Here is a 17,327-nt window from a genome sequence, read left to right on the forward strand (position 1 = left end):
AAAAAAACAAACCCTTATGAAAGGGTTTGTTCATTGTCTACATATTCAGCTATTTTTTGAACAACGCCAGGCTCAAGTTGCTCTAGTACAGAAGCCGCTTGTTCTAAAGCTGCATCGTATTGATATTCACGGAATAATTTCTCCGCATAATTTAAGCTCTCTGCAAGGTTTTCATCATGACTGCGGTAACGATTACCGTATTGAATTAATTTTTCAACTAAATACGCTTGTCCAATTAACTCTTCTGTCATTTCAGCAACACCATTAACAGTTGTGTAAGCTTCTTCTAAACTGCTATTTACAGCATTCATATTTAACGGCTTCACTTCTAATTGCTCATATACAGCTTGCATTGCCATTTGTCCTCTTTTTAAATCTTCCATAATGCTCTCTGGAAGCCCTGGCAAATTCGACTTTTGCATAAAGCGTTTCGTTTCGAAAATAGTATTTCGCATTTCTTGTAACTTCTCACGTGCTTCAAATTCTTCTTTGCGCATCGTTTGCAGCATTTCTTTATATTCTGCATGAAGTACTTTTAATGTTTCACATTGCTCATAAATCTCTTCTAGTTCCTCACGAATAATAGAGAAGGCAATATCTTGTTCCGCAACGCGTAATTGCAGCATTTCAAAACGTTTCATTAAAATGTGCATTTGCTTTTCAATTACTTTTTGAGACTCAATGTCCTTATCTTGCAACTGATAGCTTTGTTTCACAAGCTGTGTTTCTGCTTTTGTTTCAATCGTTTCAGTACGAATTTCTTCTAAGTCTTCATAAACAGAAAGTGTTTTTTGCTCCACATAATGTCTCGCATGTACTTCTTGTTCTAGTTGATCATAGAAGCTATCTAAACTCGTTTTTAAGTTTTCTACTTTTTCAGCCGCTTCCGTTATGTGAAGCTCCTGTATATCCATTAAACATATTTGTAGTTGTTTCTTCATATCGCGAACTTCTTTAGGGATTTCCAAATACTCTAATACATAACCTTGTCTTACCATGTCATTATGTCCGTGTAATAAATCTTCCAGCTGAACTGGTAACGTCGCTTGACACTCTACCAATAAATCTGGAATTTGGTGAATAATGATTTCTAAATCTGCTAAACCTTCTTCCAAACTAATAACAATTTCTCTCGCTTTTAAATAGTCACCATTATTTGTTGCTTCTTCAAAGGTTTTAAATTTCTCAGATTCAGCGTCTAGCATCTCTTCAATTTTCTGCTCTGCTGCTCCATACATATGTCTATGAGCAAGAACACTCTTCTTCATACTACGATATGTATCACGTAACCCTTCGATTTCCGAGCTATTTTTTTCATGGCTTTCTAACAATTGCTGTAATTCATTTAAAATGTCTGTAATACGATTATCAGCGTCATCTAAACCACTTATGGATTCATTCATCGCATGCTTTGCTTTTCGGAAGGAGAATTGCGAGGCGAATTTTCGCGCTTGCGCTAAATCTTTGTCAGCTTTCGGAATGGTTGTTGATACAATTTCATCCCATTCTTCACGCCATTTACCAAACAGTTCTTCTGTTTGACCCGTCATATTTAAATCTTTCACCCGTTTTAGTTCATCTGCCACAGGTTTATCTTTTATCTCTTGTTTCCACTGCTCAAGTGCTTCAATATCTTTATATGAACGATTTCTTATCACAAGCTCTATCATGAGCAGCACTAGAATAGAGCTTACTACAATGATAACGATCGTCAGGATAGAATCCATGCAAAAAAGCCTCCTAGTTATATCTCTTTTTTTGTCCGTTCCGTTTATGAAATGGAAGGCATTATGTATAAAAAGGGAATTCCCCTATATTTAACAACTAACAATGTACTAATCATACCATGTAATGGTTTGTTTTTGACCTAGTTTTTTTTAAAATTTCATGTTTCTTTCAATGCAATTGTAATCTTTCTCAATATTCCGTTTGGATTACCTCTCATCATCAAATGAATGAACTAAATGACCTTCTTCCATATGAGATGCGAAATATATTTTACGTACAAGTGGCGGTTCAATAGAAATCGCATGCACATTTCCTTGCCTTACCGCTTGCTCTACTGATATTTCTGGAAGTAATGTGATGCCAAGTCCGGCACTAACCATCGCAAGCATCGGTTCTGCATAAGAAGTTTCAAATGCAATAATCGGTTTCGCACCTATCCCTTGAAACAGATTCGTAATCATTTTTCTAACATCACAGATTTCTGGGTATACGATTAACTTTTCATTTTGCAAATCTTCCATTCGAATTACTGTTTTCTCTTTATAAAGATGATCATTTGAAACGACACACACAATTTTTTCTTCTCGTATTTCTTTTATACACGTAGCACCTTCTACTACTGAATCGATGAACATCGCTTCAATCTTCCGTTCTTTAAAAAGTCCTATCAGTACTTTCGTATGCTCAATTTTCCATTCTATTTCGAACCCGTCACCTAATGTATCTTTACATTTTGATATATAATGTGCTGCTAAACTTGGCAATATGCCTATTGAAATGTTCCTCTTCTCTTGAAATTTCTTCATTTCGGCTTTCACTTCATGTATGTGTTCCAAAATCGGTAACATTCTTTTTATAAATAACTCTCCAGCCTCTGTTAACTCCACTCCTTGCGCGGAACGCTTCAGTAAAGTAACTTCTAAATCGGCCTCTAACCTTTGAATTTGTTTACTAAGCGCCGGCTGAGAAATATGTAAAATTTTACTCGCCTTTGATAAACTTCGTGTATTTTTTACTTCAATAAACGATCGTACTGCCTCTAAATCCATCGTACACACCTCTAACAAAAAGTTATAACTGTCATAAAAAATCGATATTTCCTTCTATAAACAATTACTCTTTATACTTATTTCATCAACTTACTATAACGAAATGTAAAGGGGAAAGATACTCTTGAACAAAAAACAAATGCTACTCGGATCCCTCCTATGCTTACTTGCCGTAACGGCTTGGGGATTTATGTTTCCTGTCATGGCAAACGCCTTACAGTTTATCGATCCGTTCTTCTTCACAACGATTCGCTATGGATCAGCAGCTATTATTTTTCTTATTCTGTTATTACTTACCGAAGGGACAAAGTCACTCCGCTTAGAAAAGAAAACACTTTCGTTACTTTTTTACGGAACAGTCGGTTTCGCAGGATATGGTTTTCTCGTTTTCTACGGACAACAACTTGCCGGACCGTCTGGAGCCATCCATGCCGCGATGATTCAGTCTCTTATGCCACTCATCGCTTTATTATTGCAGTGGATAACTAAAAACAAACGCCCACAAAACTACACTTTCCTTTGTATGTTCGTTGCACTTATCGGTGTTATGCTTGTCATTTCAAAAGGAAATATTCACTTATTATTTGGAGCTGCCAGTCACCTCTCAACAAATATACTTATGCTGTGCGGCGTTACTTGCTGGGTCATTTATACAAACGGTGGTGCTAGTTTTCAATCTTGGTCACCACTTAGGTATACGACGTTAACTTGTTTATTTGGCTCAATTTCACTCATCACTATCGTCACTTTTTTAACTTATACAAACGTTGTCACTGTACCTTCACCATCTACAATTATGAACGTTCGTTTTGAACTCTTATATATGTCAATTATTGCAGGCGTTATCGCAGTATTTTGCTGGAACGCAGGAAATCGCTACATTTCATCTATTAACGGCATATTATTTATGAATTTAGTTCCTGTGCTTGCACTTATCGGTTCCATCTTTCGAGGTTATATAGTCGACAAGGTTGAAATTTCCGGAGCTTCATTAACAATTATCGCGCTTTTATGCAACAATTTATGGCAAAGAAAGAAAAGCACAAAAATCCCCACCTCAGTTCGTTAGGTGGGGATTTCTCACATATGAACAGCTCTTGGCCATTCCTGATACATATTCGTTATACATAATGTTTGTTCCATCCATTGTTCAATTTCTTTCGTGTACATTTCTAAGAAAAAGGTCTCAGATGGAAAAGAATGCAGCACTTCTGATATATATTGCGGATATAAAAACGGCATATTCATCATGCCTTTTAATTGCGTCATAAACATTGTAAAAGATACCTTCTTAAACTCTTGTTTCATTTGTCCTTGTCTAATCACTTGCTCTATATAATATCTTTCTTTAGAAAAATAAACGGTCATCACTTCGCGAATTAATGTCGTATCAAGCGACAGCTCTCGGTAAAAGAAACGTGTCAGCTCCCTATTATCAAATTGATATCGTAAAATCCCGCGCACCATTTGCACCATTACATCTTTAGCCGACAAATACTCCCTCTGTTCAAAGGATGTTTCAATCACATGAATATACCCTTCTAAAAAATTAGTAATAAGCTGCTCTAATAGGCCCTGCTTTCCAGCAAAATAATATGAAATATTCGCTACATTCACATCCGCTCGCTTCGCAATGTCTCGCACCGACGTTCCATCATACCCTTTCGTGTTAAACAACGATATTGCCGCATCGATTACTTTTTGTTTCGTCTGTTTCATGCGCTCACTTCCTCTCACTGAACAGCTATAGTGTAAATTTCTTGACTTTTAAGACAAATTCCTTTAATTTTCTATCGACAAAGTCATGTGAAATACATCGTATTTTGCTAATATTTTACACATCTCGATAAAAAAGGAGCTGTTTCCATGTTTACTAAAGAAAGTTATGCAGGATCTCGCGTGCAGCAATATGAGACAGTAATAAAACAACTGGATGCATTATTAACTGGCGAATCAAACGTAGTCGCAAACTTATCAAATGCGTCCGCATTATTAAACCAATTTTTGGATCGCGTTAATTGGGTTGGCTTTTACGTAACAGAAGGAAATCAGCTTGTTCTTGGACCATTCCAAGGAATGCCTGCTTGCGTGCGCATTCCATTTGGACGAGGCGTTTGCGGCGTTGCAGCTGAAACGAAAACAACGCAGCTTGTAGCAGACGTCCACCAATTCCCAGGGCATATCGCTTGCGACAGTGCTTCAAATTCAGAAATTGTCGTACCGATTATTAAAGATGGGAATGTCATTGGTGTACTTGATATTGATAGTCCTGAAAAAAATCGTTTCGACGAAGTAGATCAGCGCTATTTAGAAAAGTTTGTGGAAACACTCCTAAAACATATGTAACAAAAAAGAGCCAGTTATCGATTAAGTACATGACGTACAAAACCGATAGCTGGCTCTTTTTTTATTGATTACTAACAGTAGATATTTTCTTTAACGCTTGCTCTAAATCAGAAGCGATATCCTCCCACGATTCTAAACCGACAGATAAACGTATTAAATTATCATAAATGCCCATTTCTTGTCTTAACTCAGCTGGAATCGCAGCGTGCGTCATCGTTGCCGGATGCTGAATTAACGTTTCTGTATCTCCTAAACTTACCGCAATTGTAATAAAGTGAAGCTCATTAATAAACGCCTGCGTCTCTTCTTTCCCGCCTTTAATTGAAAAAGATATAACGCCGCCCCCACGTTTCATTTGGCGAGATGCTAACTCTCCTTCTGGGTACCAAACACCTTCTACCGCATCATGATTTTTTAGGAACGATACAATTTTTTCTGCATTATCACAATGGCGGTCCATTCTTACCGCTAGTGTCTTTAATCCGCGTAACAATAACCACGCATCAAACGGCGCCATAATACCGCCGATATCTTTTCGCATCGGACGAATCTTTTCAGCTAACGCTTTCGTTTTACAAATTGTTACACCCGCTACAACGTCACCGTGACCACCAATATATTTTGTCGCACTATGAACAACGGCGTCACAGCCAAGTTCAAGCGGTCTTTGTAAATAAGGTGAACAAAACGTATTGTCAACAATGACAAGTAAACCATTTCGCTTCGCAGCCTGAATCACTTGTTTTAAATCAATTAATTTCATTGTCGGATTAATCGGTGTTTCAACGAAAATAAGCTTTGTATTTGGGCGAATTTTATTTTCAATATCAGCCTCTGTCTCCATATCACAAAACGAATGCGTAATCATAAATTTTTCTTCCAACACTTCCAAAAAGCCGTACGTGCATCCGTATAATCCATTTGAACAAATAATATGATCTCCAGCTTTTAGAAAACCAATTAACGTTGCGGAAATAGCTGCCATACCGGATCCGAAAGCAAGCGCTTCTTCTCCTCCTTCTAACACCGCCATACGTTCTTCAAATAATTTCACAGTTGGATTTCCCAGTCTTGAGTAAATATAAGATGGATCCACTCCCGCAAAACTCGCTTCTCCTTGCTGCGCAGTCTCAAATGTAAATGTAGACGTTTGAAATAAAGGCGGTGTCAAACTTCCTTTATGTTCCTCTGATGTATAACCGTGATGAATTAACGCTGTCTCCATATGCTTCTTTTTCATAAAAACATCCCCTTTATGTTTTTATTACCGCATATTCACCAACAAAAATTTGATGAACGTTTTACTTCATTTTATGTAAGCGTTTTATTTGTGTTTCTATCTCTTCTTTTATATCGTTTTAAATTCCTTCTTGTTCATTTCCAAAATTTATATGCATAAAACAAAAACGTACTCGCTTGACGAAACTCTGGGTAAAAGATATAATAGCGTTTGTGTAAAATAAAAAGGCAGCCTTGTAATGTGAGTTTATCGTTTGTATTTTGTTCCTCTACGGAGGTGTATCTCGTAACTCCCTGCTGCTGGAGCGAAGGTACATGAAAACAAAATGCCCGTAAATATCGATTACGTCTGTTTTTATTTTACGTAAATAAAAACATTTTAAAGGAGGAGTCAACTATGGCTCGTTATACAGGTCCAGCTTGGAAACTGTCTCGTCGTCTTGGAATCTCTCTAAGCGGCACAGGAAAAGAATTAGAAAAACGCCCTTACGCACCAGGTCCTCACGGTCCTAACCAACGTAAGAAACTTTCAGAATACGGTTTACAATTACAAGAGAAACAAAAACTTCGTCACATGTACGGCATGACTGAGCGTCAATTCCGTCGCACATTTGACCAAGCAGGTAAAATGCCTGGTAAGCACGGCGAAAACTTCATGATCCTTCTTGAAGCTCGTCTTGACAACTTAGTTTACCGTATGGGCTTAGCTCGCACTCGTCGTGCAGCTCGCCAATTAGTAAACCACGGTCACATCATGGTTGATGGCGCTCGCGTAGATATCCCATCTTACCGTGTAAAACCTGGTCAAACTATCAGCGTTCGCGAAAAATCTAACAACCTTGTTGTTGTTAAAGAAGCGATCGAAGTTAACAACTTCGTACCAGAATACTTAACTTTCGATGCTGACAAATTAGAAGCTACTTACACTCGTCACGCTGAGCGTGCTGAGTTACCAGCTGAAATCAACGAAGCATTAATCGTAGAGTTCTACTCTCGTTAATCTCGGTACTCTGAAAAGAGTCGTATTAAAAGCCTTAGGAACCTTGTTTATCAAGGGGCCTGGGCTTTTTTTATTTTATTTAACAATGCAAGATAAGGCATAAAAAAGAATATAATTGGGGCCACAATAAAAAAAAAGCTGGCGTGTATATAGAGATGGGTAAGTATCAAAAAGCAGATACTAAAAGGAGCTACTTATTTTGAAAGAAAACTTCATCAAAATTCCTCTTCATATACATGACTTTCAAACATTAAAATTGTTATTAGAAGAAATAATACAAGACGAAATAGAATTGTTTGAAGGGTTTTCTAAATATACTTTACATATTTCATCTAAAGAATCTAAAATAACTATTAGCCTTAGAAGTGAGCTTTTTCCAAAACCATATTTAGCAATTGCTGCTATAAGCATTACACCAAGTAATCAAGGAAAAGGAAGCATTATTCTTGAATGGTTTAAAACATTCACAAAAGAAAAAGGCTTCGAGCGTTTAGTATTACAAGAAGTCATAACCAAAGAAGGTTACCACTTTTCATTAAAAAATAGGTTTACAAAAGCGTGTAATCTATACGAGGAAACATTCGGAGATCCAAGCAGTATTGATGGGGATTATGAATTATATTTAACGTAAAGAATGAAGTAAAATCTAACAAATATTTCTCCTATGCGTTCACTTTTCACTTGGTGAGTTATCGTATATAGTACGTTCTTTTCTTTCCATAAGACTTTCTTTTTCATTCATGATTTTTTATCCCTTTTCTTTTTATTCGCTTTGTAAATGAGTATCGTACACAACTTACCATCTTCCAGAACAACCTTTCTGTCATAATACGCTAGAATTTCATCACGCTTTATTTTTTCGATTTCTTCACCGTACCTCCAATATCCAGTACAAAGTAGAAACTCAAAATATCCTTCTGGAATCGGTAATTCATAACCATCTAAGGTTATTTTAGTTACCTCAATGCCTTCCCTAATTATCATTTAATCGCCCTTTCAGTTGGAATAATGAGAATGGACATAGTAGGAGAACTTTCTGGAGCGTACGATGCTACCCGTGCAGTTGACGGCGTTGATCCTTCCACAAATGAAAAAGTAGGCTGGTTTGATAGATCGGTTGCTGGCGTCATGGTTGTAGGAAGTATGCTTCAAGTAGGAAAGTTAGGGAAAATACCTAAAGTTGCAAAAACCTTAGATAAAGCTAATACAGCTAAAAAGGAAATGCAAGAAGCTGAGGCACTATTTAAAGCTAAAAGACAGAAACAAGCCGCTATCAATCGAACTTCAGGGGATAAGTTCGAAGCTGAGTTGAAGTCTAGCTTAGAAGATACCGGTGAGTATCAAACCGTAGTTAAGCAATTAACATTGGAAACACCTAGCGGCATAAAAACTAGAGTTAATTTAGCTGCAATTGGTAAAGAAAATAGTAAAATTAATTTATATGAAGCAAAAGCTTCCTTAACCGCACCTTTAACAAAAAATCAAAAAGCAGCTTTCCCTGAAATCGAAAAGTATGGAGCTATTGTAAAAGGGAAAGGGAAACCACCTTTAGTTGGTGGGACTGAAATACCGCCATCTAAAGTCGAAGTTGTACGTAAACAATAGAGAAGGAGTTGTGATATATGTCTTTAAGAGAATTAGAACAAATAGACTTATTAGCCGTTGAAAAAGAAACAGGATATGTTCATCTTATTATTGCTGATGAAGAGGATTGGTCAGACGAAGAAGAACACGTATCTTTATTGATAGAGAAGATTTATGCCTACTTAGGAGTTATTGAAAGTGGAGCGATATATGAAATGTACCCTGATGCTAAGGGACGACAATTTGTTATTAGCATACACGGAAAATATCGTTGTACTGAGTACGGTGAAGAGTTTTTTGAAAAGACTGAGGAAATAGTTATGAAAGCTGGATACGGTTTCCAATATATACATAAACCCCATGAAGAAGGCAACACTTTAGCAAAATAAAAACATTTAAGTCACACTCACACGAGCTGTGGCTTTTATTATGTAGTATTTATAAATTCCCCTAGACATTTCCCCCTATCCTCATAATACATGCGATGCATGTATTATGAGGATAGGGTCTTCGAGGAGGTACCTCCACAATGTATAGGATTTGCATACGAAAACTAAAATGACCGCGGATAACTTTCATTATGTAAATACCAATACTCAACTAGCTCTTTTATCAATCTTTGTACAAGAAACCATTAAAAATAATATGTGTATGCTAAAAAGAAGGTATCTCCCAAAAACCATTTTCACTGACTTTTTGGACACCTTCTTTTTTCGTTTATATATAAAATAAAATTATTTATTTTCCTCTTTCTGAACATATACATAAGCATCTTTCTGCTCTTTATGTACATCCACCTTCGAATTCTCTGCAAGCTGACCCGCGTTTAGCAAAGAAAAAATAATGAGCGCTTCTAGTGACATTTTGTTTTACCACTCCTTTCTAGTTGTTATACATTTATCATACCGCTTACATGTGATTTCCGTATGAACTCGAAAAGGAGATTACAACAAAAAGGTTACAGAACTATGAATGCACGCTATAATAACCATTAAATAGGAGGTGGACTCTTTTGACAATAAACCAAATGGTTCAATTGGGTAGTGCATGTATGTTGTTTATTACTTCCGCGCTTATTAATTGGTATCAGGGAAGTAATTTAATAGATGATCCTGATGAATGGAAATATAGCGCTAAGTTTACGAATTACTTCAAAGGCACCGTTTCTAATTACGAAGATATTTATCAAATTGATTTCTTTATATATGCAGCAAAATTTTATCCAACAGCATTTATCGTTATGTTAGTTAGTTTACTTTATATGCTCATATTAGTTCTTTATATTCTATTTAAAAGAAAAGATCCGGCGATTTAAATCCATACATAAAAAACCCCGAATCATAAACTTTTCAGCCTATAATTCGGGGTATTATTTGTTTATATTCGTTTCGGATTAGTAACGAATTAAGAAATATTTCTTTTTACCGCGGCGAATGATTGTGAATTTACCTTCGATGCGGTCGTTTTCTGTTACAACGTAGTCTAATGCTTGTGTACGCTCACCGTTTACGTAGATTGCGCCGTTCGTTACATCTTCACGTGCTTGACGTTTTGATGGAGAGATTTTGCTTTCTACAAGTAAGTCGATTAATACTGTATCTTCTGCAGTACGTTCTACAGATGGTACGTCTTTGAATCCTTGCTCGATTTCGCTTGCAGTTAGTTCTGCTACAGAACCGCTGAATAATGCAGCTGAAATTTTAATCGCTTGTTCTAATGCTTCTTCGCCGTGAACAAGTTTTGTCATTTCTGCACCTAATGCTTTTTGTGCTGCACGTTTTTCTGGTGCTTCAGCTACTTGTTTCTCAAGCTCAAGAATTTCTTCATGAGATAAGAATGTAAAGTATTTTAAATATTTAACAACATCACGGTCATCTGTGTTAATCCAGAATTGGTAGAACTCGTAAGGAGTTGTTTTCTCTGGGTCTAACCAAATTGCGCCGCCTTCTGTTTTACCAAACTTCGTACCGTCAGATTTTGTAACAAGTGGAATTGTTAAACCGAATGCTTTCGCATCTTCTTCTGATTTACGGATTAATTCAAGACCAGCTGTAATGTTACCCCATTGATCACTACCACCGATTTGTAGGCGGCAATTATGGTGTTGGTATAAGTTTAAGAAATCGTATGATTGTAAAATCATGTAACTAAACTCAGTAAATGAAATACCAGTCTCTAAACGAGATGCTACTGTATCTTTTGCTAACATATAGTTTAAACCGAAGTTTTTACCGATATCGCGTAAGAATGAAATGACATCTAAGTTACCAAGCCAATCATAGTTATTAGCCATCGTTGCTGGGTTGTCCACGTTTTCGAACTCTAAGAAGTTTGAAAGTTGGTTTTTAATGCTTTCTGTGTAGTAAGCAACTGTATCTTTCGTATTTAATGTACGCTCTGCTTTTTTACCACTTGGGTCACCGATCATACCAGTACCACCGCCAACAAGTGCGATTGGTTGGTGACCAGCTAATTGGAAACGACGTAACATTAATACTGGTAACATATGACCGATGTGTAAGCTATCCGCTGTCGGATCGAAACCACAGTATAATTTAACGCTTTCTTTTTCTAATAATTGCTCAAGGCCCTCAGCGTCTGTTTGCTGATTAATTAGACCGCGAAATTCAAGATCTTGTAAAATACCCATATCCTACATACTCTCCTTTAAGTTCATTACTGGCGTGAAGGTTAAAAACATAAAAAAATCGCCCCTTCAAATAAGGGACGATTTTGATTATCGCGTTACCACCCTAGTTGCAGACCAAAAAAGCCTACCACCTTATTTACATAACGGCTTAGCACCGTCTTTTCCCTTTTGAATACAATTCAATCGAAAAAAGATGCTCTAGGGGCGTAATTCGCGATCATCTATGTGCTGATTTTCACCGGCCATCAGCTCTCTAAAACAGGGAAATGATCACTACTTCTCCCTTTCCACGCTCAATTATTCATATACTTTTCTTTATACCATCATTTATATAGGCGTGTCAAATAAGGGTCGGATTTCTCTTCTTCCCAACCCTTTACAACGTCGCAAAGAGTATCGTAATAAGAGAAAGAATTGGAATCCCAACTAATAACGATACATGAAACACAACCGATAAATCATTCCCAATCTGCGCCATGATTTTTGATCTCCTTTATTCCTTTTAACGTTAATGAAATACGGGAAATTAAATAGCAACTTGCGACAATAATCCATACTTGTGATTGATTCGTAAAAAATTGAACATACGGGTTTTGTATTGTCTGTCCCGTTGAAACTAAAATATTTAATGCTTGCACACATATACATGCATACACTGCAAGACAAACCGAAATCGTATCAAATACATTCCAACGAAAGTACACTTTTGTTTTTGTAAAATCAATTTTATATCTTTTTTTCCGTACTATGTGTTTTCTATCAAACGGAATAATGATGGAAAACATCACAATCATCATAACTCCAGCTGTAATCATTGAAACTTTAAATCCGATTGGCATCGGTAAAAACAATCCACAGGAAAACACAACTATAGTTCCAATTAAGGCAAAAGTAAGAAGTAATTTATTAGACATAAAAAAGCCTCCCTCATCTATTCTTTCATAAATGTATACAGGTGAGGAAGGTACTTCGTTCAAATATTATTTTAATCTTTGCAGGATTCCCACCAACTACTACATGATCTGGCACACCTTTTGATACAACTGGATCAGTCGGTATATACATTTCTCCTAGTATCATTTTTTCTTTTTCTGTTTTCATTTTATTCCCTCTTTAATTTCTATGTAGGTTAAAGAGAGAATAAAAAAGAAAGGCCTGAACATTATTTCGTTCAGACCTTTCTCTCTTAATCTTCCATCGTTGATAAGTCACCTGTTGGTAAGTTTAACTCCCACGCTTTTAATACGCGGCGCATAATTTTACCGCTTCTCGTTTTCGGTAATTTATCTCTAAATTCAATTTGTCTTGGCGCTGCATGAGCTGCTAGACCTTTCTTTACAAATTGACGAATTTCTTCTTTTAATTCTTCAGATGGTTCGTACCCTGCACGAAGCGCGATAAATGCTTTAATAATTTCGCCGCGCACCGGATCAGGAATACCGATTACACCAGCTTCTGCAACAGCAGCATGCTCGATTAATTTGCTTTCTACTTCAAATGGTCCAACGCGCTCACCTGACGTCATAATTACATCGTCAATACGCCCTTGGAACCAGAAGTATCCATCTTCATCCATGTATGCAGAGTCACCTGATACGTACCAATCTCCTGGCATAAAGTAAGATTCATACTTTTGTTTGTTATTCCAGATTCCACGCATCATCGCTGGCCAACCTTTACCAATTGCTAAGTTACCCATTGTGTATGGAGGCACTTCATTTCCTTCATTATCAACAATCGCGGCTTTCACACCTGGAATTGGTTTACCCATTGAACCTGGACGGATTTCCATACAAGGGTAGTTACAAATAACTTGTCCACCTGTTTCTGTCATCCACCACGTATCATGAATACGAAGTCCAAATGCGTTCATACCCCATCGAATTACTTCTGGATTTAACGGTTCACCAACGCTTAATACGTGGCGCACTTGTGATAAATCGTATTTTTTAATTGCATCTTGTCCAGCACCCATTAACATACGGAAAGCTGTTGGTGCGCTATACCAAACTGTTACACCGTAATCTTGCAGTGCTTCATACCAAGCCTCTGGACTAAAGCGTCCGCCTAAAATAACATTTGATGCTCCGACTAACCACGGTGCGAAAATACCGTAAGCTGTACCAGTTACCCAGCCTGGGTCAGCTGTGCACCAATATACATCGTCTTCTTTTAAATCTAATACCCATTTTGCCGTTTGATAGTGCTGAACCATTGCGTTCTGCGCATGAAGCACACCTTTTGGTTTACCAGTAGAACCAGACGTATAATGTAGAATCAAACCGTCTTCACGGCCTAACCATTCAATATGTAATTCTTTTGAAGCTTGTTCAAATAAAGGATTGAACGCTACCGTTTTACCGCCTTCTTCTACATGATCTCCAACAAGGAAAACTGTTTTTAAAGCTGGTAAATCATTTAATGGTACACGCTCTAACAATTCAGGCGTTGTAATTAACACTTTTGCTTCGCTATCTTCTAAACGATCGCGAACTGCGCCTTCCATAAATGCTTCAAATAACGGACCAACAATTGCTCCTAATTTCACTGCACCAAGAAGTGCGAAATATAACTCTGGGGAACGCGGCATAAAAATAAAAACGCGATCGCCTTTTTCTACATCGCCATAATTTTTCAGGACGTTTCCTGCTTTATTAGAAAAATCCTTCATTTCCTTAAATGTATACTTCTCTTTTCGCGATCCATCTTGATAATAAAGGGCTACTTTATTCTTTCGATCGGATTTCGCATGCTTATCAATTGCCTCATACGCCATATTTACTCGGCCTGTTTCATTCCAAGTAAAGTTTTTATTAACCTCTTCCCAGTTAAAATTTGCGTATGCCTCATCATAATTCGGCAAATTATTTTCTCCTTTAATGACAGGAAGCGTTTCTACTTTCATACTTTACATCCCCCTCCTATGTATTCTATTATCTATTATAATAACATTATTTAAAATTTTCAGTATATTTGTTGATTTTTAGACAAATTTTTAATGACAAATTTCGATTCACATCGCATATATTATAAAGTACGATATGAATAGATTCACAAACCCTCAAGGTGGTGAGCAATACATTGATTCATAAAAAAATATATAATGCTAGAAACTTAAAAACAGCGAAAGGCACTTTAATTATTGAAGGGCCTGTCTCTACACATAACTTAGAAATGTATGAGTTTCATCCAGACTTAATTGCGTTTCGTCCTGCCGAGCAGCAATATAAAGCAATTGTCGAAATTTCTAAATTACCAGAAGCTCGTCTCATTATTGCTAGACATGACCAAACGATTGTTGGGTATGTTACATACTTGTATCCTGATCCACTTGAACGATGGTCAGAAGGAAAAATGGAAAACTTAATTGAACTCGGGGCAATTGAAGTTGTCCCAGCCTTCCGTGGTTGCGCTGTCGGAAAAAACTTATTAGAAGTTTCCATGATGGACGATTATATGGAAGATTACATTATATTGACGACTGAATATTATTGGCACTGGGATTTAAAACAAACAGGCTTAAATGTTTGGGAGTACCGAAAAGTAATGGAAAAGATGATGAATGCTGGCGGATTACAATGGATGGCTACAGATGATCCTGAAATTTGTTCACATCCTGCTAACTGTTTAATGGTCCGCATCGGTAAACGCGTTGATACGGATTCTATTCAAGCATTTGATCGTCTACGTTTTCACAATCGTTTTATGTACTAATAAAGGGGGCAACTGGAATGATTGTAGAAGAAATTATGAATCAAGATGTAGTGACATTACATCCAAACGATACAATCGAAACAGCAATCCGAACGATACGTACGAAAGGCATTCGGCACATTCCAATTGTCGATAAAAATAATCATGTCGTAGGCATTATTTCTGATCGGGATGTAAGAGATGCAAGTCCGTCTATTTTAGATGAACAAGTTTCACTCGATATGCTGAAGCAACCGCTTGAACTGATCATGAAACATCCTGTTATGACTTGCCATCCTCTCGATTTCGTTGAGGAAATTGCTACTTTATTTTTTGAAAATAAAATTGGCTGTCTTCCTGTTACAAAGGCTGGAAAGTTAGTTGGAATCATTTCTGAATCAACTGTACTGCATACGTTAGTGAAATTAACAGGGGCACATCAACCGAGTTCACAAATTGAAATTCAAGTAAAAAATGAACCTGGTATTCTTGGAAAAGTCGTTGCTATTTTTAGCGATTTACAAATCAATATCGTGAGCGTTCTCGTCTACCCAGCAAAAGATGAGAATGATAAAGTACTCGTTTTCCGCATTCAAACGATGAATCCGCTAAAAGTGATTGATGCACTTGAAGCAGAAGGCTACCGCGTATTATGGCCGAACATTATGGGGATGCAAGCATGAGTAGCGCGTTTATTTATTCGGATGACTTTCGGGGCTATTCATTTAGCCCTGATCATCCTTTTAACCAACTGCGCGTCACACTTACGTATGACTTATTACAAAAGGGCGGTTTCATCTCTCCTTCTCAAATCATCTCACCAAGGATGGCTACAGATGAAGAGATCGCCTACGTTCATACAGAAGAGTACATAAATGCGGTAAAACGTGCTGGAGAAGGTAAGTTAGAAAAATCAATTGCGATGACATATGGACTCGGAACAGAAGATACACCGATGTTTCCAAATATGCACGAAGCAAGCGCATTACTCGTTGGTGGTACGTTAACAGCTGTCGATGCTGTTCTTTCCGGGAAAGTAAAACACGCGCTTAACTTAGGAGGCGGCTTACATCATGGCTTCCGCGGCAAAGCATCTGGATTTTGTATTTATAACGATAGCTCCATCGCAATGAAATATATTCAAAAGAAATACGGTTTACGCATTTTATATATTGATACAGATGCTCATCACGGTGATGGTGTACAGTGGTCTTTTTATGACGATCCCAACGTATGCACCATTTCACTACATGAAACTGGTCGATATTTATTCCCTGGAACTGGTGCTGTAAATGAACGCGGACAAGGTAATGGTTATAGTTATTCTTTTAACGTTCCACTCGATGCTTTTACAGAAGACGAATCTTTCTTAGATTCCTATCGAACTGTCGTAAAAGAAGTGGCCGCATACTTTAAACCGGATATTATTTTAACGCAAAATGGCGCTGACGCACATTACTACGATCCACTTACACACCTTTGCGCAACGATGAATATTTACCGTGAAATACCGAAGCTCGCTCGCGAAATCGCTAACGAATATTGCGAAGGTCGTTGGATTGCTGTCGGCGGTGGTGGCTATGACCATTGGCGCGTCGTCCCAAGAGCGTGGGCACTCATTTGGCTCGAAATGAACAACATCCAAAACATCTCAGGTTATCTCCCTCCAGAATGGATTGACGCTTGGAAAGGACAAGCAGAAACAGAACTTCCCCTCACATGGGAAGATCCAGACAACATGTATAAACCTATCCCCCGTAAACCAGAAATTGAAGAAAAGAATGCATTAACTGTAGCGAAATCTCTTGAAATTATTCGGAATAATATGACAAAATCTTTGTACTAAACGAAAAGGAGGCTCGTTTTTGAATAGCCTCCTTTTATTTGTATAATTACTACCCATGTCGTTTTTTGTTGGTAAATCGATATTCTGTGTCGAATCGCCGATATAGTTCGAATTGTGGTCGATATATTCGAAAAATCGCTGATATATTTTAAATTACTAATAAAAAAGGTCGTGATATTATGTGGACACAAC

20 protein-coding genes and 1 other annotated feature are annotated in these 17,327 nt (G+C 37.3%); of the genes, 10 read left to right on the forward strand and 10 right to left on the reverse strand.

The features are described 5' to 3' along the window. Positions 1–14 precede the first annotated feature (14 nt). Both ezrA and MR079_RS06135 read right to left on the reverse strand, forming a co-directional pair. Positions 15–1,727 (reverse strand): septation ring formation regulator EzrA, encoded by a 1,713-nt coding sequence (ezrA, locus tag MR079_RS06130; RefSeq protein ID WP_000377292.1) that lies wholly within the window; start codon positions 1,725–1,727, stop codon positions 15–17. A 207-nt stretch (positions 1,728–1,934) separates the two neighbouring features. Beyond that, positions 1,935–2,777: a LysR family transcriptional regulator gene (locus tag MR079_RS06135; protein WP_242293725.1), complete on the reverse strand. Its 843-nt coding sequence runs from the start codon at positions 2,775–2,777 to the stop codon at positions 1,935–1,937. Between the two features lie 124 nt (positions 2,778–2,901). Between MR079_RS06135 and MR079_RS06140 the strand changes: the two genes are divergently transcribed. Next, positions 2,902–3,846, forward strand: coding sequence for a DMT family transporter (locus tag MR079_RS06140; RefSeq protein ID WP_242293726.1), 945 nt, complete (start codon positions 2,902–2,904; stop codon positions 3,844–3,846). An 11-nt stretch (positions 3,847–3,857) separates the two neighbouring features. Here MR079_RS06140 and refZ read toward each other — a convergent pair whose 3' ends face one another. After that, entirely contained in the window at positions 3,858–4,496 is a 639-nt protein-coding gene (gene refZ / locus MR079_RS06145; RefSeq protein ID WP_000814933.1) for a forespore capture DNA-binding protein RefZ, read from the reverse strand. A gap of 147 nt (positions 4,497–4,643) precedes the next feature. Here refZ and MR079_RS06150 point away from each other — a divergent pair, with 147 nt between their 5' ends. After that, a complete protein-coding gene (locus tag MR079_RS06150) occupies positions 4,644–5,123 on the forward strand; it encodes a GAF domain-containing protein (protein ID WP_000494335.1) in 480 nt (159 codons plus the stop codon). 61 nt (positions 5,124–5,184) lie between these two features. Here the strand turns inward: MR079_RS06150 and megL are convergent, their stop codons facing one another. Further along, a complete protein-coding gene (gene megL, locus MR079_RS06155; RefSeq protein ID WP_242293727.1) occupies positions 5,185–6,363 on the reverse strand; it encodes a methionine gamma-lyase in 1,179 nt (392 codons plus the stop codon). 396 nt (positions 6,364–6,759) lie between these two features. Here megL and rpsD point away from each other — a divergent pair, with 396 nt between their 5' ends. Together rpsD and MR079_RS06165 are read left to right on the forward strand one after the other, a co-directional pair. Next, complete coding sequence (gene rpsD / locus MR079_RS06160) at positions 6,760–7,362, forward strand: 30S ribosomal protein S4 (protein WP_000135311.1); 603 nt, start codon at positions 6,760–6,762, stop codon at positions 7,360–7,362. Positions 7,363–7,561: 199 nt separating this feature from the next. Continuing rightward, positions 7,562–7,993 (forward strand): N-acetyltransferase, encoded by a 432-nt coding sequence (locus MR079_RS06165; protein ID WP_139866427.1) that lies wholly within the window; start codon positions 7,562–7,564, stop codon positions 7,991–7,993. A gap of 107 nt (positions 7,994–8,100) precedes the next feature. Here the strand turns inward: MR079_RS06165 and MR079_RS06170 are convergent, their stop codons facing one another. Beyond that, the gene (locus MR079_RS06170) at positions 8,101–8,346 is read right to left on the reverse strand and encodes a hypothetical protein (RefSeq protein ID WP_139866426.1); all 246 of its coding nucleotides are present in this window, start codon (positions 8,344–8,346) and stop codon (positions 8,101–8,103) included. Positions 8,347–8,376: 30 nt separating this feature from the next. Between MR079_RS06170 and MR079_RS06175 the strand changes: the two genes are divergently transcribed. Together MR079_RS06175 and MR079_RS06180 are read left to right on the forward strand one after the other, a co-directional pair. Beyond that, positions 8,377–8,967: a pre-toxin TG domain-containing protein gene (locus MR079_RS06175; protein ID WP_242293728.1), complete on the forward strand. Its 591-nt coding sequence runs from the start codon at positions 8,377–8,379 to the stop codon at positions 8,965–8,967. Between the two features lie 17 nt (positions 8,968–8,984). Further along, positions 8,985–9,335 (forward strand): DUF6572 domain-containing protein, encoded by a 351-nt coding sequence (locus MR079_RS06180; RefSeq protein WP_139866425.1) that lies wholly within the window; start codon positions 8,985–8,987, stop codon positions 9,333–9,335. 345 nt (positions 9,336–9,680) lie between these two features. Here MR079_RS06180 and MR079_RS06185 read toward each other — a convergent pair whose 3' ends face one another. Then, on the reverse strand, positions 9,681–9,809 hold the full coding sequence (locus MR079_RS06185) for a hypothetical protein (protein WP_000050944.1): 129 nt from the start codon (positions 9,807–9,809) through the stop codon (positions 9,681–9,683). A gap of 149 nt (positions 9,810–9,958) precedes the next feature. On the opposite strand from MR079_RS06185, the gene MR079_RS06190 reads away from it, so the two are divergent. After that, complete coding sequence (locus tag MR079_RS06190; RefSeq protein ID WP_016718675.1) at positions 9,959–10,261, forward strand: YjdJ family protein; 303 nt, start codon at positions 9,959–9,961, stop codon at positions 10,259–10,261. Between the two features lie 78 nt (positions 10,262–10,339). On the opposite strand, the gene tyrS is transcribed toward MR079_RS06190, so the two are convergent. From tyrS to acsA, 4 genes are all read right to left on the reverse strand, one after another. Then, positions 10,340–11,596: a tyrosine--tRNA ligase gene (tyrS, locus tag MR079_RS06195; RefSeq protein WP_001994474.1), complete on the reverse strand. Its 1,257-nt coding sequence runs from the start codon at positions 11,594–11,596 to the stop codon at positions 10,340–10,342. 70 nt (positions 11,597–11,666) lie between these two features. Continuing rightward, positions 11,667–11,895 (reverse strand) — a binding site (T-box leader). Positions 11,896–12,054: 159 nt separating this feature from the next. After that, positions 12,055–12,510: a hypothetical protein gene (locus MR079_RS06200; RefSeq protein WP_242293729.1), complete on the reverse strand. Its 456-nt coding sequence runs from the start codon at positions 12,508–12,510 to the stop codon at positions 12,055–12,057. Positions 12,511–12,535: 25 nt separating this feature from the next. Then, the gene (locus MR079_RS06205; protein ID WP_167496958.1) at positions 12,536–12,697 is read right to left on the reverse strand and encodes a hypothetical protein; all 162 of its coding nucleotides are present in this window, start codon (positions 12,695–12,697) and stop codon (positions 12,536–12,538) included. A gap of 85 nt (positions 12,698–12,782) precedes the next feature. Further along, complete coding sequence (acsA, locus tag MR079_RS06210; RefSeq protein WP_000862042.1) at positions 12,783–14,501, reverse strand: acetate--CoA ligase; 1,719 nt, start codon at positions 14,499–14,501, stop codon at positions 12,783–12,785. A gap of 176 nt (positions 14,502–14,677) precedes the next feature. Between acsA and acuA the strand changes: the two genes are divergently transcribed. From acuA to acuC, 3 genes are read left to right on the forward strand one after another with little or no spacing between them, the layout of a single operon-like run. Continuing rightward, entirely contained in the window at positions 14,678–15,310 is a 633-nt protein-coding gene (acuA, locus tag MR079_RS06215; protein ID WP_000581384.1) for an acetoin utilization protein acetyltransferase AcuA, read from the forward strand. 17 nt (positions 15,311–15,327) lie between these two features. Beyond that, positions 15,328–15,972, forward strand: a complete 645-nt coding sequence (locus MR079_RS06220) for an acetoin utilization AcuB family protein (RefSeq protein ID WP_088082250.1) — start codon at positions 15,328–15,330, stop codon at positions 15,970–15,972. After that, complete coding sequence (acuC, locus tag MR079_RS06225; protein ID WP_139866422.1) at positions 15,969–17,135, forward strand: acetoin utilization protein AcuC; 1,167 nt, start codon at positions 15,969–15,971, stop codon at positions 17,133–17,135. Before MR079_RS06220 ends, acuC begins: the two co-directional genes overlap by 4 nt. Positions 17,136–17,327 lie beyond the last annotated feature (192 nt).

It is taken from the genome of Bacillus cereus group sp. BfR-BA-01381, assembly GCF_022663555.1.
Lineage (GTDB): Bacteria > Bacillota > Bacilli > Bacillales > Bacillaceae_G > Bacillus_A > Bacillus_A pacificus.

Bases quoted from the DNA above. Each gene is read 5' to 3' on its own strand.
- acsA (WP_000862042.1), bottom strand. From the start codon at position 14,501: ATGAAAGTAGAAACGCTTCCTGTCATTAAAGGAGAAAATAATTTGCCG.
- MR079_RS06170 (WP_139866426.1), bottom strand. From the start codon at position 8,346: ATGATAATTAGGGAAGGCATTGAGGTAACTAAAATAACCTTAGATGGT.
- MR079_RS06205 (WP_167496958.1), bottom strand. From the start codon at position 12,697: ATGAAAACAGAAAAAGAAAAAATGATACTAGGAGAAATGTATATACCG.
- MR079_RS06200 (WP_242293729.1), bottom strand. From the start codon at position 12,510: ATGTCTAATAAATTACTTCTTACTTTTGCCTTAATTGGAACTATAGTT.
- rpsD (WP_000135311.1), top strand. From the start codon at position 6,760: ATGGCTCGTTATACAGGTCCAGCTTGGAAACTGTCTCGTCGTCTTGGA.
- acuC (WP_139866422.1), top strand. From the start codon at position 15,969: ATGAGTAGCGCGTTTATTTATTCGGATGACTTTCGGGGCTATTCATTT.
- MR079_RS06185 (WP_000050944.1), bottom strand. From the start codon at position 9,809: ATGTCACTAGAAGCGCTCATTATTTTTTCTTTGCTAAACGCGGGTCAG.
- MR079_RS06135 (WP_242293725.1), bottom strand. From the start codon at position 2,777: ATGGATTTAGAGGCAGTACGATCGTTTATTGAAGTAAAAAATACACGA.
- MR079_RS06150 (WP_000494335.1), top strand. From the start codon at position 4,644: ATGTTTACTAAAGAAAGTTATGCAGGATCTCGCGTGCAGCAATATGAG.
- megL (WP_242293727.1), bottom strand. From the start codon at position 6,363: ATGAAAAAGAAGCATATGGAGACAGCGTTAATTCATCACGGTTATACA.
- MR079_RS06180 (WP_139866425.1), top strand. From the start codon at position 8,985: ATGTCTTTAAGAGAATTAGAACAAATAGACTTATTAGCCGTTGAAAAA.
- refZ (WP_000814933.1), bottom strand. From the start codon at position 4,496: ATGAAACAGACGAAACAAAAAGTAATCGATGCGGCAATATCGTTGTTT.
- MR079_RS06175 (WP_242293728.1), top strand. From the start codon at position 8,377: ATGGACATAGTAGGAGAACTTTCTGGAGCGTACGATGCTACCCGTGCA.
- tyrS (WP_001994474.1), bottom strand. From the start codon at position 11,596: ATGGGTATTTTACAAGATCTTGAATTTCGCGGTCTAATTAATCAGCAA.
- MR079_RS06220 (WP_088082250.1), top strand. From the start codon at position 15,328: ATGATTGTAGAAGAAATTATGAATCAAGATGTAGTGACATTACATCCA.
- ezrA (WP_000377292.1), bottom strand. From the start codon at position 1,727: ATGGATTCTATCCTGACGATCGTTATCATTGTAGTAAGCTCTATTCTA.